Annotated in this window: 12 protein-coding genes; 4 read left to right on the top strand and 8 right to left on the bottom strand. The window is 41.2% G+C overall.

Annotated elements, in window-relative coordinates; translation table 11 throughout:
* Window positions 1-143: 143 nt before the first annotated feature.
* Window positions 144-1,790 (bottom strand): glucose-6-phosphate isomerase, encoded by a 1,647-nt coding sequence (pgi, locus tag CRT24_RS05530; protein WP_099370256.1) that lies wholly within the window; start codon window positions 1,788-1,790, stop codon window positions 144-146.
* A gap of 72 nt (window positions 1,791-1,862) precedes the next feature.
* On the opposite strand from pgi, the gene prfB reads away from it, so the two are divergent.
* Window positions 1,863-2,946, top strand: a protein-coding gene (gene prfB / locus CRT24_RS05525; RefSeq protein ID WP_144034510.1) for a peptide chain release factor 2 whose coding sequence is annotated in 2 segments (ribosomal slippage) — window positions 1,863-1,922 and window positions 1,924-2,946 — 1,083 coding nt in all. Because the reading frame shifts where the segments join, the coding sequence is not laid out codon by codon here.
* A gap of 129 nt (window positions 2,947-3,075) precedes the next feature.
* Here the strand turns inward: prfB and dcd are convergent.
* Window positions 3,076-3,612: a dCTP deaminase gene (gene dcd, locus CRT24_RS05520; protein ID WP_099370254.1), complete on the bottom strand. Its 537-nt coding sequence runs from the start codon at window positions 3,610-3,612 to the stop codon at window positions 3,076-3,078.
* A 258-nt stretch (window positions 3,613-3,870) separates the two neighbouring features.
* On the opposite strand from dcd, the gene CRT24_RS05515 reads away from it, so the two are divergent.
* A complete protein-coding gene (locus CRT24_RS05515; RefSeq protein WP_099370253.1) occupies window positions 3,871-4,509 on the top strand; it encodes a 4'-phosphopantetheinyl transferase superfamily protein in 639 nt (212 codons plus the stop codon).
* Window positions 4,510-4,810: 301 nt separating this feature from the next.
* Here CRT24_RS05515 and CRT24_RS05510 read toward each other — a convergent pair whose 3' ends face one another.
* Window positions 4,811-5,845: an AI-2E family transporter gene (locus tag CRT24_RS05510; protein WP_099370252.1), complete on the bottom strand. Its 1,035-nt coding sequence runs from the start codon at window positions 5,843-5,845 to the stop codon at window positions 4,811-4,813.
* Window positions 5,808-6,077: a hypothetical protein gene (locus CRT24_RS05505; protein ID WP_099370251.1), complete on the bottom strand. Its 270-nt coding sequence runs from the start codon at window positions 6,075-6,077 to the stop codon at window positions 5,808-5,810. The genes CRT24_RS05510 and CRT24_RS05505 overlap by 38 nt, the downstream gene beginning before the upstream one ends.
* A 716-nt stretch (window positions 6,078-6,793) precedes the next feature.
* Here CRT24_RS05505 and CRT24_RS05500 point away from each other — a divergent pair.
* Together CRT24_RS05500 and CRT24_RS05495 are read left to right on the top strand one after the other, a co-directional pair.
* Window positions 6,794-9,691: a SusC/RagA family TonB-linked outer membrane protein gene (locus CRT24_RS05500; protein WP_257213974.1), complete on the top strand. Its 2,898-nt coding sequence runs from the start codon at window positions 6,794-6,796 to the stop codon at window positions 9,689-9,691.
* 17 nt (window positions 9,692-9,708) lie between these two features.
* Window positions 9,709-11,304: a RagB/SusD family nutrient uptake outer membrane protein gene (locus CRT24_RS05495; protein WP_099370249.1), complete on the top strand. Its 1,596-nt coding sequence runs from the start codon at window positions 9,709-9,711 to the stop codon at window positions 11,302-11,304.
* A gap of 117 nt (window positions 11,305-11,421) precedes the next feature.
* On the opposite strand, the gene CRT24_RS21195 is transcribed toward CRT24_RS05495, so the two are convergent.
* The 4 genes from CRT24_RS21195 to CRT24_RS20825 form a co-directional block, all read right to left on the bottom strand.
* Window positions 11,422-11,547: a hypothetical protein gene (locus CRT24_RS21195; protein ID WP_257213973.1), complete on the bottom strand. Its 126-nt coding sequence runs from the start codon at window positions 11,545-11,547 to the stop codon at window positions 11,422-11,424.
* A 302-nt stretch (window positions 11,548-11,849) separates the two neighbouring features.
* Entirely contained in the window at window positions 11,850-12,620 is a 771-nt protein-coding gene (locus tag CRT24_RS05490; RefSeq protein ID WP_099370248.1) for an enoyl-CoA hydratase/isomerase family protein, read from the bottom strand.
* Window position 12,621: 1 nt separating this feature from the next.
* Window positions 12,622-15,141, bottom strand: a complete 2,520-nt coding sequence (locus CRT24_RS05485) for a DUF5686 and carboxypeptidase-like regulatory domain-containing protein (RefSeq protein ID WP_099370247.1) — start codon at window positions 15,139-15,141, stop codon at window positions 12,622-12,624.
* Window positions 15,142-15,397: 256 nt separating this feature from the next.
* Window positions 15,398-15,668: hypothetical protein (locus tag CRT24_RS20825; RefSeq protein WP_218962583.1), on the bottom strand; the 271-nt coding region annotated here is incomplete at its 5' end.

The following is a 15,668-nucleotide window of genomic DNA, read 5'->3' as shown; positions in this document are numbered from 1 at the left end:
CTATCAATTGCTGATTGAAACCAAACGCTTGAAAACGACAAAGCCGTGGTCGGTGTCCTCACCGACCACGGCTTCGTTACTCGATTCCTGCACAGCTATCGCAAGTCTTTCGCGTTGGATTTGCGTGCAGGCCTGACTTGCGTTTATCTCCAATCTTTATACTGGTTGATCAAGCCATTTGTTGATGAATCATGAGATACGACCGGCGCATTATTCTCTAACTCCGGCAATATCTTGTTTGCCAGTTGCTTTCCTAACTCAACACCCCATTGGTCGAAGCTGAAGATATTCCATATAATTCCTTGAACAAAGATCTTGTGCTCATAGATAGCAATCAGGGAACCTAATGTCTTTGGAGTAATTTCTTTAATCAAAAATGAATTTGTCGGTCTATTTCCTTCAAAAACTTTAAATGGTGCAAGCTCCTTGATCTCTGATTCTGACTTTCCTGCTTTTTTAAGTTCCGCAACCACCTCTTCCTCAGATTTCCCATTCATTAACGCTTCTGTCTGTGCAAAGAAGTTCGAAAGCAACATCTGGTGATGCTTACCTAATGGATTATGGGAAATTGCCGGAGCAATAAAATCACAAGGGATTAATTTCGTACCTTGATGTATCAATTGATAAAAGGCATGCTGACCATTTGTTCCCGGTTCGCCCCAGATAATAGGTCCGGTTTCATAGTCCACACGCTTGCCGTTTCGATCAATATACTTTCCATTGCTCTCCATATCTCCTTGTTGGAAATATGCAGCAAAACGATGTAAATATTGATCATAAGGCAATATGGCGTTGCTTTCAGCTTCAAAGAAGTTATTGTACCAAATACCTAAAAGTGCTAGGATAACAGGGATATTTTCTTCAAACTCCGTATTTCTGAAATGCTCATCAGCTTCATAAGCACCTGTCAACAACTGCTTGAAGTTATCAAAACCTACTGCTAGGCAGATCGACAGACCGATTGCAGACCATAATGAATATCTTCCCCCTACCCAATCCCAAAACTCAAACATATTCTTGGTATCGATTCCAAATGCTGACACTCCAGACTCATTGGTACTCAATGCAGCAAAGTGTTTCGCAACATCTGCCTCTTTTGCACCGGCCTTCAAGAACCATTCCTTTGCTGAATTGGCATTGGCCATCGTCTCTTGGGTGGTAAATGTTTTGGAAGCTATCAGGAACAGCGTGGTTTCAGGATCTAAATCCTTCAGCGTCTCTGCAATTTGTGTTGCGTCTACATTGGAAACAAAATGCATGTTCAGTCGCGTTTTATAGGACTTTAATGCTTCGGTGACCATCACTGGCCCTAAATCAGAACCACCAATACCGATATTCACAACATCGGTGATCTCTTTTCCAGTATATCCTTTCCATGCTCCGGAGATAATACGATCAGAAAAGTCTTTCATTCTTTCCAATACCGCATTAATCTCTGGCATAACATCTTTACCATCCGTCAACACCGGATTACCCGACTGATTCCTCAGGGCGGTATGCAGTACTGCACGGCCTTCGGTTTCATTAATTTTTTCGCCATTGAACATGGCCTCAATGGCATCTTTCAACTGGCACTCACGTGCAAGCTGAATCAATAAAGCCATTGTTTCTTCGTTGATCCTGTTCTTGGAGTAATCCAAGAGGATATCGCCTAGATAGACTGAAAATTTACCGAACCTCTCCGGATCAGCAGCAAAAAGCTCCTTGATGGTAGATTCATTTATGGTAATGAAATGATCGGCTAAATATTTGAAGGCTTGGGTTGTTGTAAAATCAATTTTTGGTAACATAAATTATTGCTTTTGCTCAAATATAAGGATTACAGCCTAATCAATCCTCAATTTTATGTTATCTTTGTTCTTATGACCAAAGAACAAATTCAGGACTTGAGGGATAGAGTAACATCCCTGAGGAGGCATCTTTGACATTGATGTCAAAAAAGAAGAAATAAAGCGCGAAACCCAGATTACTCTACAGCCAGATTTTTGGGATGACCCCAAAGCTGCAGAAAAGGTATTACATTCCATCAAGAACCATAAGGTATGGACCGATCAGTTTGATGAGGTGGACGCTTCTGTTGAAGACACTGGCATTATTTACGAATTCTATCAAGCAGGTGATGCCAGCGAAAAGGAGCTCGAAGAACAATATCAAACCGCTCTTGCAGAAATTGAAGAGTTGGAATTCAAGAATATGCTCAGCGCGGAGGAAGACCAACTGGATGCGATCCTACAGATTACCGCAGGTGCTGGAGGAACGGAGTCCTGTGATTGGGCGGCCATGTTGATGCGTATGTATATTATGTGGGGTGAAAAACACGGCTGTAAAGTTACAGAGCAAGATTATCAGGAAGGAGATGTAGCTGGAATCAAAACCGTAACCCTGCAATTTTCCGGAAACTTCTCTTACGGTTACCTAAAAGGTGAAAATGGTGTACATCGTTTGGTTAGGATCTCACCGTTCGACTCCAATGCTAAAAGACATACTTCCTTTGCATCCGTTTATGTTTACCCATTAGTGGACGACAATATCGAGATTGAAGTTAAAGATTCTGAAATTGAGTGGGATACTTTCCGTTCAGGTGGTGCTGGTGGACAGAACGTGAATAAAGTTGAAACGGCGGTTAGGTTGCACCATAAACCTACCGGTATTATCATCAAGAACCAGGAGTCTAGGTCACAGCTGCAGAACAAAGAGAATGCCTTGCGTTTACTGAAATCTCAACTTTACGAAATCGAAATGCGCAAGCGCCAAGAAGCAACCGCAGCCATCGAAGGTTCCAAAAAGAAAATTGAGTGGGGATCCCAAATCAGAAACTACGTCCTACACCCTTATAAACTAATCAAAGACCTCCGCACAAACACGGAAACATCAAATACACAAGCCGTCCTCGACGGTGACCTCGATGAATTCCTGAAAACTTACTTGATGGAGTTTGGGGGCTAAGGGATAGACATAAGACAATAGACTCGGTATGGCTTACCAAACGTCTTAATACTTGGAAGGTTTTTTACCATAATTAAGAATAAAAAAAACCGATAAACTATATCGTTTCTTATGTCTATTGTCTATTGTCTAAAACGCATTTTTCCACATCATACTTTCTACGGGGCGGATTGTTTTGTTATTATATTTTGCGTTTCCTTTGCTGTTGTACATGGTTTCGATATCACCTTCAACTACGAAGTAGATCAATTGACCAATTGGCATACCTGCGTATACACGAACTGGTTGCGCTACGGAGATTTCTAGTGTCCAGGTATTGCAGAAACCGACATCACCTTTTCCTGCTGTGGCGTGGATATCGATCCCTAAGCGGCCGGTGCTTGACTTTCCTTCCAAGAAAGGAACATGACCATGGCTCTCTGTATATTCCAGGGTAACCCCTAGGTAAAGCGTTCCGGGCTGAAGGATATAACCTTCGGCAGGTATTTCAAAATGTTGGATTTCATTGTGCTTCTTGGCATCTAGCACCTCATCTTTATAAGTGGCCAAGTATTTACCTAAATGTACATCGTAGGAATTTGTACCTAAGCATTTCCTGTCGAAAGGTTCAATAACGATCATCCCTTTGTCGATTTCCTCTAAAATTCTCTTGTCTGATAATATCATATTCTGGAGCTAAACATCTGCGAGTTAGCAGGATTCAAAAATACATAAAATTAATGGATAGACAACCTGGAATTAAACATCTCATTTTTCACCAAATACCACCTCCATTTCACCCTTTCTATCTCACATCTCATATCTCATGTCCCAAATCCATTTCACCCTACCATGTCTTATGTCTTGTGTCTTATGTCTTATGTCTAAACCTATTCATCTCAAATCTCATATCCCACATCCCAAATCTAATCCCTACCTTTGTCTATGTCACTAGCCTATCTCAAAGAATTAGACGCTCACAGTCGTATTGCATTATGGAAAATTGAAGAGTCGGAGGACGAATTGATTTCTATGTTGCAGCTTGATGAAGCAGAACTTGCGAAACTCAGCAGTTTGGCAAAAGGGAAAAGAACGTTGCATTGGCTTGCAACAAGAGTACTACTACGATACTTGCTGCAGACACCTGAATTTATCAGCTGCCCTTCAGATTCAAACGGCAAGCCATATCTTCCTGATTTTCCTTATGAAATTTCATTGACGCATTCTTATGATTATGCAGGTGTGATGTTGAGTTCGGCTGGGGTTTGTGGCATTGACCTGGAGATTGTCAAGGAGAAGGTGGTACGAATTAAAGATAAGTTTTTGAAGCCTGAGGAAATAGGTTTTATCGAAGAGGACCAGTTTGTAGATCAGCTGTATGCCTGTTGGTGCGCTAAGGAAGCTGTCTATAAGCTCCAGGGCAATAAGGGGGTATCTTTTTATCAAGACATGACGATTGAACCTTTCAGGTATACGCCTCAAGGCGTAATGACCGTTAACCTCAACAAGAATAATGAGGTTAGGAAGTTTAATGTGTTTTATGAGAGGTTTAATGAGTATATGTTGGGATATGTGGTGGGTTGAGACACCCATGTTGGCTCAACCGACACCATGATTGGTGGCCACATCATCGCCATAGTTAGTGTCCCCAACAGCCATCAATTAATTCAATGCCAGCGGCATTATACGCCGTAGGCGTTATATGTTTTTTAAATGCCAGCGGCATGCCATATCTATAGAAAATGCATAGCAAACAATAATTAACGCCATAGGCGTGACATGTTTGATAATACGCCAAAACGACCGCCATGGTTGGTGTCCTCACCAACCATCTAATGGCTAAGCTAATTCAAGTCTTGCGTGTTTGACCGTGCAAGGCCATGCTTTAACAACCGTCCTGTTTTAGCGAAAGTCGCTTATTAGACTTATAGATCCTGACCGCAATCAAGAAATACGCCAGCAGAAGAGGTCCGTACACTAAGCCGATCAAGCCAAATAATGGAATACCAATGATAACCCCAACAACCGTAATAATGGGATGTATATCCCCCAACTTTTTGGCGATCACCAAACGCAGAACGTTGTCGATATTGATCACCAACCCAAATCCCCAAACCAAAAGACCAACACCCTGCCAGGTCATCCCATCTGCCAACAGGATCACCGCCGCCGGAACAAATATCAATGGCGGACCCAATAATGGTATAAAGGACAAAATAGCACAAATGACCCCCCAAAAGAGCGGATCCTTGGCTCCAAAGATCCAAAACCCGACAGCCAAAAATGCACCTTGAATAATGGCGATTACGGTCTGGCCAATTATATTGGAATAGGTTATATTTTTTAGTTCCTCGCCAAATGCAACGGCGTTTTCATCATCGAATGGAAGATAGTGAATCAGGCTTCCTTCAAACCCTCGGTAGTTGACGAAAAGGAAATAAAGCAAGAAATACATAACGGCTACCTCCAGAAACACATTGGCAGCACCGCTGAGTGCAGAAGTCAAGAGACCTCCGAAATAGGAAGAACTCGCTTCCAACTGTTTCTCGATAAGATCCGGCTGACCCAATTTATCGCCGACAAAATGGTTGATGGCATCCATGATCTTGCTGATCCATTGCGGATTCTGCTGGAGTTCGATGGCTTTGCTAAAAAGCATCTTCCCAATCCCAAAGAATGGAAGTACAATAATGAATATCGAAAGAACAATAATAACCACTGCAGAGACCGGTTTTGGCCAATTCCATTTCTCGATCAAAAAGATATTCAGATTCCTGAATAAAGTATACATTACCATGGTCCCCAGGAATGCCCCAAAAATTCCTGAAGTAGCATATAAAATTACCCCCCCTAAAACTACAATTATAATCAGGATAATAATATTACGCTCTTTCTGTGAAAAAACATCGTTGTTGCTCATAATTGATTTTAAAATTAGATAACAACTTTTGAGAAATTTGGTTTAGAAAATCAGAAAAAAAGTCGCCAAGGTTGGTGACGGCAAGAACGTCATGGTTGGTGTCTCCACTAACCATCTTCAGCACTGCTAGCGCAAGTCTTGCGCGCTGGCCATGTGCGTAGGCATGACTTGTGTTAAAGCCTTCGCTGGCCAGACTTAGCCTTATTAATACCAATAAATAATGCCATTTCATGGCAGGATGACGTTACTTTTGAAGCGCAAAAGTAACCAAAACGCTTGCTCATTTAAGGTGGGTTGTCACACTAGTCCAACGCACATGGAGAAAATGCCTATAATAGTTGCACCCCTACAGGGTTGAGTGGCGTAGGGATATTTTTAGTGGCAGGTGGGGACACCCGCCACGGCTTGAAGTGGCGGACCCTGTGTTGGTTGAGCGGAGTCGAAACCAGGAGCCGAAGGGCAAGCCCAGCGCGAGCTTCGACTTCAATAAGCTAATTTTAACCTTCCTTTTTTTTTCTTTCTTTTTTTTGACAGACGACTAAATAAATTCTAGTAGGAAAATATTAACCTTAAAATTCTTGTTACAAAGTGTTTTTAATAAAAACAAGCAATTATATGTAGCGAAACGGTATTAACACACGTTATAACATTCAAATATTTAACTATAATCCCTAAAAAAACACAAAATTAAATATTAACATAAATTTTACATATCATTTTTTAACCAAAAGAAAGACAATTATATATAATTTAATAACTTAGTAACCATTATATAACCATTACTTAACTTTAAAAGTTAACCTTTGTGCCAACACTACTGAAGAACTTATGAAAAACCTATACTTATCAATTCAATTTTATAATATTTTATAATCCATAACACCCTAATTATCCATGAATTTAACTTCGAAAAACACAGCGAGGTCAATCTTTGTATTGCTCATTTGCATGTGCTGTTCTTTCACAGCAATTAGCCAGCAACGAACGGTAAGCGGTAAAGTGCGGACTGCAGACAACGTACCATTATCTAATGTTTCGGTACTTCTTAAGGGAACAAACATTGGTTCTCAAACCAACTCAGGGGGTGAATTTCAAATCAATATTCCACAAGATGGGATTTTGATATTCTCGAGCATTGGATTTATAACTCAGGAAGCGGCTACCAAAGAAAAAAATTTCATTAACATCATCTTAGAAAATGACAACGAAAATATTGATGAAATCGTTGTAGTAGGTTATTCCCAGGTTGAAAAGCAACACGTGGCGTCTTCTGTAGCGACTCTTGATATGGAACAGACGAAAACAAGGCCGATTTTTAAGATGCAGGAAGCTTTTTCTGGCACAATCCCGGGAGTCACGATGCTCCAAGGATCAAATATGCCAGGTGCAGTACCGGGCACCATTTCTATCCGTGGTATCAGTACCCTCCAAAATGCAGACGCACTGGTTATTGTTGACGGAATGGAGCAGCCCATTACAGACCTGGACCCAAATCAAATCAAAAGTGTGACAGTCTTAAAAGACGCGGCTTCAACATCCATGTATGGATCTCGGGGTGCAAATGGAGTAATTATAGTGGAAACAAATCGTGGTTACACTGGCCAATTCAAGGTAGACCTAAATACCTGGGGCGCTTTTAGCAGACCTATTGACCTCCCTAACTGGGTCGATGCAGCTCAATACATGAAACTTAACAACGAAACGCGAGCCCATCAAAATCAAACGCTCCTTTTTTCTGATGAAGATATCCGAAGGGCAGAAAGCGGTGAGACAAAAAGTGTTAATTGGTTGGATGAAATAATGACACGAAACCCTTTTGCGAACAATACGACTGCAAGTATCTCCGGAGGCGGGGGCGTTGGTACATTCAACCTGATGTTGGGCCATATCGGAGAAAAGGGTTTGAATGATATAGAAGGAACAGAAAAATTCTCCGCTCGTTTCAATACAAACATCAATATTGCTGACAAATTTGTGCTATTGGCTGATTTCTACGCACATAGACTTCAGGTAGACCGCCTTATGGCCAATGACAATGGTCACGGACTTTATCAGATAGCCTGGAGAATGAATCCTACTCAACAAATATTCTATGAAGGTTCAGATCTACCTGACCATTACATCTTACACAATAACATGAACCCATTGGCATCTATTGCTAAAGGGGGTATAAAAAATTATTTATACGATCGCAGCACAATCAATCTAAGACCGCGATACAACATCAACAAAAATTTGAATATTGAAGGTAATGTGTCTTACATGATCAATAAATCTGCTAATAAAGCCGAGAGAAGAACTTTTAAATTTTTTGATGGTGATGGCGCGCCAGTAACTATCTGGAACAATTCTGTAACGGCTGAACAGGGAGTCAGCTCATCTCAATTGACCGCTCGTGCAATGGCAAATTATACCAAAGATCTGCGTGGAGACAAAGATAAAATTTACCTGACCTTGGGCACTGAAATGATGAGTTTTACCTATACGGACTATAGAGAGGAAAATAAAGCTTCATTCTTTGGTAAATTGAACTATTCATTTGACAACAGATATATTTTGGAGTTAACCGGAAGGTCTGATGGTAGCAGCAAATTTGCTCCGGGAAATAAATGGGGCTTCTTCCCCTCAGCGGCAATTGCATGGAATATTCACAATGAGTCATTTTTCAATTCCCTCCATGAAAGCGGAGCAATTAACAGTTTGAAATTCCGTGCCTCATACGGTTTGATCGGCAATGAAAATGTCGCTCCTTACCTATGGCAAGAAATTGTGAACAACTGGGGTTGGACCATCCGTGTCCCTAACCCTAACTTTTCATGGGAGAAACAAAAACAGTGGAACATCGGTATGGATTTGACTGCCCTGAACAATAGGTTGTCATTCACTGCTGAGGTTTACGATAAATTCTCCTACGACTTAATCTATGACAACTTCCCGGTGCCTCCATTGACTGGATCAAATTCATTAGAATCTGCCGTGAATATCGGTGAAGTTCAAAATAAAGGTTGGGAGCTTTCAGCAAAATGGTCAGATAAAATTGGAAAGGTTTCCTACAACGTGAGCGCCATGTTATTTGATAATGTCAATAAGGTATTGAAAGCTGGTTATAGCAATTCTGATACACTAATATTCAAAGGAGATAGTGACAAAATTTGGTACAATGGAACTTCTATAGACAACTATTATGGATTTGAAAGCAACGGTTACTTCCAGAATGCTGATGAAGTGGAGAATACTGCCGCTAAATTACCTAACACCCTTCCAGGTGATATCAAATATATTGACCAAAATGGTGATGGCATCATCAACGATCAGGACCGTACTTATTTGGGCGACCCCTTTCCTCACATGAATTACTCTATCAACTTAGGCCTGAATTACAAAAACTGGGATTTCTCCGTCATGGGACAAGGTGTAGGGAAAAGAAATGGAAGATTGGTAGGTATGGAAGGGTATCCTGTATTCGTAGACGGTGACAGCAACTCCTTGGGTACACCACGACAGGAATATGCAGACAACCGCTGGACGGAATCTAATCCGAACGCCCGTTTCCCAAGGATTTGGAGCGGAAACAGTTCTAATGCTTATTTGAGTGACGTATGGCTGGGAGATGCTTCTTATTTCAGAATCAAAATGATCCAATTGGGCTATACATTTCCTGGTATAGGAAAGAGCATAAAGAATATCAGGTTATATGTGAATGCACAGGATGCCTTTACATTTACTAAATGGGAAGGGCTTGAACCCGAACGAGGATTGGACAAATCCAAAACTGAAAACCAAGGAAATGGAGTTTACCCAAGAATGGCAACTTACAGTTTTGGAGTCAGAGCAACCATATTTTAACCACTTATTTTACCAAAATGAAAAAGACAATATTTGCAATAGCATTAATAACATCCTTAGGAACAACCAGCTGTGAAAAATTCCTTGACAAAAGAGATCCAACAGCTACCAATTTCCAGGAATTTTTCAATACGGAAGAAGATTTGAGGAGGGTTGTTTACAGCAGCTATAGGGATGTGTTTACACACCCAACCGAAAGAAGACTTTTATTCTATATGATGGATGGTAGATCGGACAATGGCTATGCCCGAATCGAAACAGATCACCATGGGATCATGGCCAATGGCAACTATAATAGTAATTCCAGAGCGGCGGAGTATTATTGGACTTTGTTCAACAAGCACGTTGGTCGTTTGAATACATTTATTGCAAATGTAGACATCCCTTATGTGGAGGATGAAGCAGTCCGCCAAAAATACAAAGGTGTATTGGAAGCATTAAGGGTTTGGCATTACTTCAGGATTGTCGGTCATTGGGGTGATGTTCCATTTGTATTGGAGCCGGCAACTTTGGAAACCGCAAAACAACCTGCGACTCCTAAACAAGAGATCCTGGACAAATTATTCCCTATGGCTGAGGAAATCGCTGCCAGACTCCCAGAAAATGAAGGGACGACAAACGCCTATATGTTCAATAGATATTCTTTCAAAGCCATCATTATGCGATACGCCCTATATTACGAAAGATATGATCTAGCTGCTAAATTGGCTAAGGAAATCATGGATTCAGGCAAATTTGAGCTTCACTCTAAATATGGGGATATGTTTGGTTACAAAGCCGATAAAACCAACAAGGAGTTTATCATCAAGTTTGACATGGAGAGTCATGACAACTCAGCTACGGCTTCTTTTGAACATTTGGGGCCTCATTACAGAACCGGAAAAGGTCAATCATACCTAGTTCCTACCAAATCTTTAGTGGATAGCTACTGGACTTTGCAAGGAAAACCAATTGACCAATGCCCGTTGCATTCAAAAGAAGAGTATGAGTTGAATCCAAAATTAAATAGGGATCCCCGGTATGCACAAAGTATTTTTGGACATGGCGACAATTTTGCAGGTGAGGTTATCGACATCTATAATCCCAACAGCCCAATGTACTACCAACAATTAAGAGGAAGCAAATCCGGCTATTGGTTCAAGAAATTTGTTGACGAAGCCGATGCCTTCAGGTCAGGTGGGAACATGAATTTTCCATTGATTAGATACGCAGAAGTTCTGTTGACTTACGCTGAAGCGAAAATTATGTCCGGTGAGCCAGATGAACTTGCTAAAGACTGCATCAACAACATCCGTAAAAGAGCTGGCTTGGACATGACCGAAGCAGATGTTAAATTAACAGCCAAATCTAAACAGCAATGGATTGACCTCATCAGAAATGAGAGAAGGATTGAGTTTGCAGGTGAAGGAATTAGGTATGACGATATCATTCGTTGGAAGATTGCTGACAAAGTGTTAAACCAACCTGCCATGGGCCATACGCGCAAGATTAACAATGTACTTCAATCACTTAAAATCGAAGACCGCAGGTTTACCAACAACCAATATAAATGGCCTTTCCATGAAAGTACCCTTAAAGTTGAACCAAACTTGGTTCAGAATGCGGGATATTAAATGATGATTTAATTGTAGATTCTTAGATTTATAATAATCCTATCAATAATAAGGAAAACCAGCCCCGAAATGGGCTGGTTTTTATGTATACTGAATATCGCAACCCATAATGTTCATTCACAAAACAGTTTTGGTAGAAGTCACATCTCCATGGTTGGCGACCCCAAGTCCGTCATGGTTGGAGTCTCCACGAGTGTCATGGTTGGAGTCTCCACGAGTGTCATGGTGGGTACCGCATGCCATGGTTGGTGTCACCACCAACCATCAATTAATACAATGCCAGCGGCATTATACGCCGTAGGCGTTATATGTTTCTTAAATGCCAGCGGCATGCCATATCTATAGAAAATGCATATCCCCCAAAATTTAACGCCATAGGTGTGACATGTTTGATAATACGACTAGGCGATTTACAAGCACCGTTTTGTTACGAAGAGGGCTAGTGGTTTTATAAACCAGCAATTTATAGTTTCGCCCCGCTGGGGCGGTATGGTGTGATATGTCTTTTCAGTGGCTGGTGGGGACACCAGCCACGGCTTGAAGAACTAAAAATTAGCTTTTCTTTTTTCCAAAAATGCGGATACGCCTTCTTTAAAATCATCGGAGCCAAAACAAACACCAAAGGCATCTATTTCTTCCTTGAAGCCATCCTTGTTTTTATCAAGACCAGAATTTACAGTCTTTATGGCTGCTGCGACAGCAGTTTTCGAACGTGAATATATTTTGTTGAGGATATTTTGAGCTGTTTCTTCCAGTTCATACAACTCGACCACCTTATTGACCAACCCCCACTGCAGGGCATCCTGCGCATTGATCATATCGCCGGTCAGGATCATTTCCAAGGCTTTACCTTTTCCAACGAGTTCAGTTAATCTTTGCGTTCCTCCATATCCTGGAATCAGTCCCAATGACACTTCTGGCAGGCCCATTTTGGCACTGTTGGAAGCGACACGAAGATGGCATGCCAGAGCGAGCTCCAATCCGCCGCCCAATGCGAAGCCATTGATCGCTGCAATAACTGGCTTGGAAAGATTTGATATCCTGTCCATCAGGTCATGCCCAAATTCCGAAAGGGCCATAGCTTCCTCTTTGCTCTTTCCCAAAAACTCCTGTATATCCGCACCCGCAACAAAGGCTTTCTGTCCCGAACCGGTAATAATCAAACCCCGTACAGATCCATCATTTTCAGCTTCCTCAACTGCAGATTTCAACTCACCGATGGTATCCTTGTTCAGGGCATTTAACTTGCTCTCCCGATCAATGGTAATCCATGCAGTTTTATCTTTTATTTCAAGTTTTATGTTTTGGTAACTCATATTAGAAATTGATATTTATTGAAACTCTAAATCGGTCATTGTTAACATTTGGAAGGCCGTTAAAGGAAAGTCGCTTTACATATTCTACCTTTAAAACATTCAGAATATTATCGATCCCAACAATTCCTTCCCAATAAGGTTCACTGTTTGGAACGTGAGTCAATGTCAGCCCCTCCTTATTGGTATCAAACTCAACAACATTATTACTAATATACGGGTTATTTCTGTCACTTAACTGACCATAGAACATCTGTGCTCCCCACACTTCCCTAAGGTTCAATTTCTTGATTAGCGGAATTTTGTTGAACAGGAAACCTTGCATTTGGTGGTAAAACTTAACCTTTAAATACTTGTCGGCCACAAATTCCATAGGGTTCATCATATCGAAATCCACGGTATGGCGGTCTTCCTTTTGTTTAACATTCGGAAGTTCCAACATGGTGTAAGGTAGGGTTCCCCATATCTTACCACCGGTTACCTTTAGGTCAGCGAACCCCAATTGATTCAGGAAAAAACGCTTGGATGCAGAAGCCGTCAGCTTATCGTACTTATACGTGGTGTTCCAAAAACCATCCAAACTATGGGTATACATAATATTGAAAACCGGATGTTTTTCAATAATAGTTTTGCGGGTCAAGTTTCTGTAGTAGAATTTTTCGAATGGTGCCCATCTAAAATCAATGTGAGCTTCATTGCTCTGTATATGGGTCAGCAACAGATCTGGGTTGCCAGAGTTGATTAGCCTAAGATCACCTACTGTATTTTGGTTTCTATGGGTAAATCCAGTGCTGATGCTAAAGTGATTGCCAAATTCAAAGACATGCTGCAATTGATAAGCGCGGGTATCAAACCATTTAGTCGGACGGTTTCTTCGTATAGAACGGAAGAAACTATCTCCTTTTAGAAAGCCTATCTGTTGTCCAGGCTCCATGATGTCATTTTGAATAGACCCTTCGATATAATGTGCCGGAAAGGTAACTATCGACTTACCATTCAGGGATACTGCTGTCCGAAGAAAGTATTTCAATCTTGCATCATCTTGACCATATGCAATATAACCTTCAAAAAATGCTTTATCCGTCAAGGCCTGGGTGGTACGGCCACCGATTCTAAATCTGTTGCCTTCAATATTGTTTTGGCTATATACATATTCCAGAGGCCCGAGTTCAAACATCCCCAGATTATAGTAACCTTGAGAAAGCAGGTAACCAACTGCCATCAGGGTTTTGAAGCTTTTCTTTTGATTTAGAGTTTCAATGTTTCTATATGTATTTTGTTCAGCTTGATTTAGGGCAATTGGCCGTTCGGGAATTGTTATCCCTGCTTGGGGCAAGATTTCCGTAGGTGGGCCAGCAAAAACATCGGCAGGAAATTTTTCGCCCAGCTTATAATTATTATTTACACTAACACGATCAGCAAATATAGACTCGCCTTTTCGAACACCAAAGGTTAGGAACGTTCGGGTACTGTCGATAAGCATAATTCCAGAGTCATTCTTCAGGTAATGGAAATTGATCTCCCCTTCTTTCACCCAATTCAGGTTGGACTCTTTATGGATCTTTAGGTTAGCTTGTTTTACGGCATAGGAACCATCCATGCTCACTTGGAGAACACCTTTAAACAACAGATCGGTCTTATTGCGTGGTTCAAAACGCAACTGTATGAAATAACCTTCATCGTTAAAGATGGTGTCGGTGATATAATATTTATAGAATACCTTCCCATTGTCGGCGATAGGACTTAGGAACTGCTTGTTCAGGATATAGATACTTTCATCATATACATCGACCTGTTGAAACATAAAGTTCAGAAACTCCTGTATATTGGGGTTGTTGATATATCGTTTGTCAAACTCGGTCTTTTTCTGAGCGGTAATTATCCTTTTAAATTTTGAAGGGTTCTTTTTGCCAAACACTTTGGCGTTGGTTTCTTCCAGATAGAGGGATAATAATTTCTTTCCGTCATAGCTGCTGCTATCGATGTTTCGGAACAGGAAGTTTAATCCTAGCATTCCTTGTTTACCGGATATTTTGGGATCTAGGAGTCCAAATTTTAGTTTATCATATTGGTCAAACTCGAGGCTATCTTTTCCTGAAAGCCTGTTTTTATGTTTGTTTCGGATGACGAGGTCGATCAATTCGACAGCAGGGTTGTTCTTGTTGCTGTATTTCTTTTTATGGCTTATCGATACCGCTTCGATCCGGTTTGATTCATCGACCAATTCAAAAACATTGTTTCCAGGTTTAATTGGTAGCGGGACGACAATGGGTTTATAGCCCATTGCACGGATTTCGATTTGCTTGGCATTAGAGTCCAGGTTGAGGGTAAAGCTTCCGTTTTTATCTGCTGAGGTACCTTTTTTGCTGTTGAGGTCGGTAATGGTAGCTCCGGGGATTGCTTGTTTTGTTTCTTTAGATTGTACTTTTCCGGAAACAACGGATTGGGCCAACGATGATTTAGCCGTTAAACAAAAAACAAACACGAATGCACACCACAAATAGAAGGAAGGAACACTTCTCATAATTAAACCTGAACTTTATAAAGATACAATTTGTTGCGAAAGTTCAAATTATTAAACGAAAAAAGGGAAAAAATATGTTTCCCTTTTGTGAATTTTGTATTAAGCCATGCACCGGAAGGTAACACATTAGCCGTTCCTGAAGTCCAATTAGCCGTGGGTGGCGCCTCATTTGCCGTGGCTGGTGTCCTCACCTGCCACCGAAAAGATATCACGCCATTCAACCCTGTAGGGCAATGTCATTAAGTTAAGGGTTTTATCATGCCGGTTTGTAGTTTGTGTAGGTCCTGTGCTTGCACTTTTTATTCGAGGTCTTAAGCTGCCTTGGGAACGATCTTCCCTTTCGAATGGGCAATGTGTCCTTGAGGAAATAGGCCGTGAGCTCCCTGAGGATTTCCCTTTCCCTGTTTTTGAAAAAGATGGCTATCAGGTTTTCCTTTAATTTTCCGAAGGATTTGTTCCCGTTGACCTTTTGGGGGTACTTTTTCGTGGATGTATCGCGGTCGAGCCGGACCTGGGCATCCCTGATC

Origin of the sequence: Sphingobacterium sp. 1.A.5 (assembly GCF_002734235.1) — a bacterium.
In the GTDB taxonomy this organism is placed as follows: domain Bacteria; phylum Bacteroidota; class Bacteroidia; order Sphingobacteriales; family Sphingobacteriaceae; genus Sphingobacterium; species Sphingobacterium daejeonense.
Note: the sequence above shows the minus strand (reverse complement) of the source record. Positions and strands in the feature narration are given on the sequence as shown.

What these genes read in the sequence shown, in the direction of transcription:
- pgi (WP_099370256.1), bottom strand. Translation starts at nt 1,790, where the DNA reads ATGTTACCAAAAATTGATTTTACAACAACCCAAGCCTTCAAATATTTA.
- dcd (WP_099370254.1), bottom strand. Translation starts at nt 3,612, where the DNA reads ATGATATTATCAGACAAGAGAATTTTAGAGGAAATCGACAAAGGGATG.
- CRT24_RS05515 (WP_099370253.1), top strand. Translation starts at nt 3,871, where the DNA reads ATGTCACTAGCCTATCTCAAAGAATTAGACGCTCACAGTCGTATTGCA.
- CRT24_RS05510 (WP_099370252.1), bottom strand. Translation starts at nt 5,845, where the DNA reads ATGAGCAACAACGATGTTTTTTCACAGAAAGAGCGTAATATTATTATC.
- CRT24_RS05505 (WP_099370251.1), bottom strand. Translation starts at nt 6,077, where the DNA reads ATGAAATGGCATTATTTATTGGTATTAATAAGGCTAAGTCTGGCCAGC.
- CRT24_RS05500 (WP_257213974.1), top strand. Translation starts at nt 6,794, where the DNA reads ATGTGCTGTTCTTTCACAGCAATTAGCCAGCAACGAACGGTAAGCGGT.
- CRT24_RS05495 (WP_099370249.1), top strand. Translation starts at nt 9,709, where the DNA reads ATGAAAAAGACAATATTTGCAATAGCATTAATAACATCCTTAGGAACA.
- CRT24_RS21195 (WP_257213973.1), bottom strand. Translation starts at nt 11,547, where the DNA reads ATGGCATGCGGTACCCACCATGACACTCGTGGAGACTCCAACCATGAC.
- CRT24_RS05490 (WP_099370248.1), bottom strand. Translation starts at nt 12,620, where the DNA reads ATGAGTTACCAAAACATAAAACTTGAAATAAAAGATAAAACTGCATGG.
- CRT24_RS05485 (WP_099370247.1), bottom strand. Translation starts at nt 15,141, where the DNA reads ATGAGAAGTGTTCCTTCCTTCTATTTGTGGTGTGCATTCGTGTTTGTT.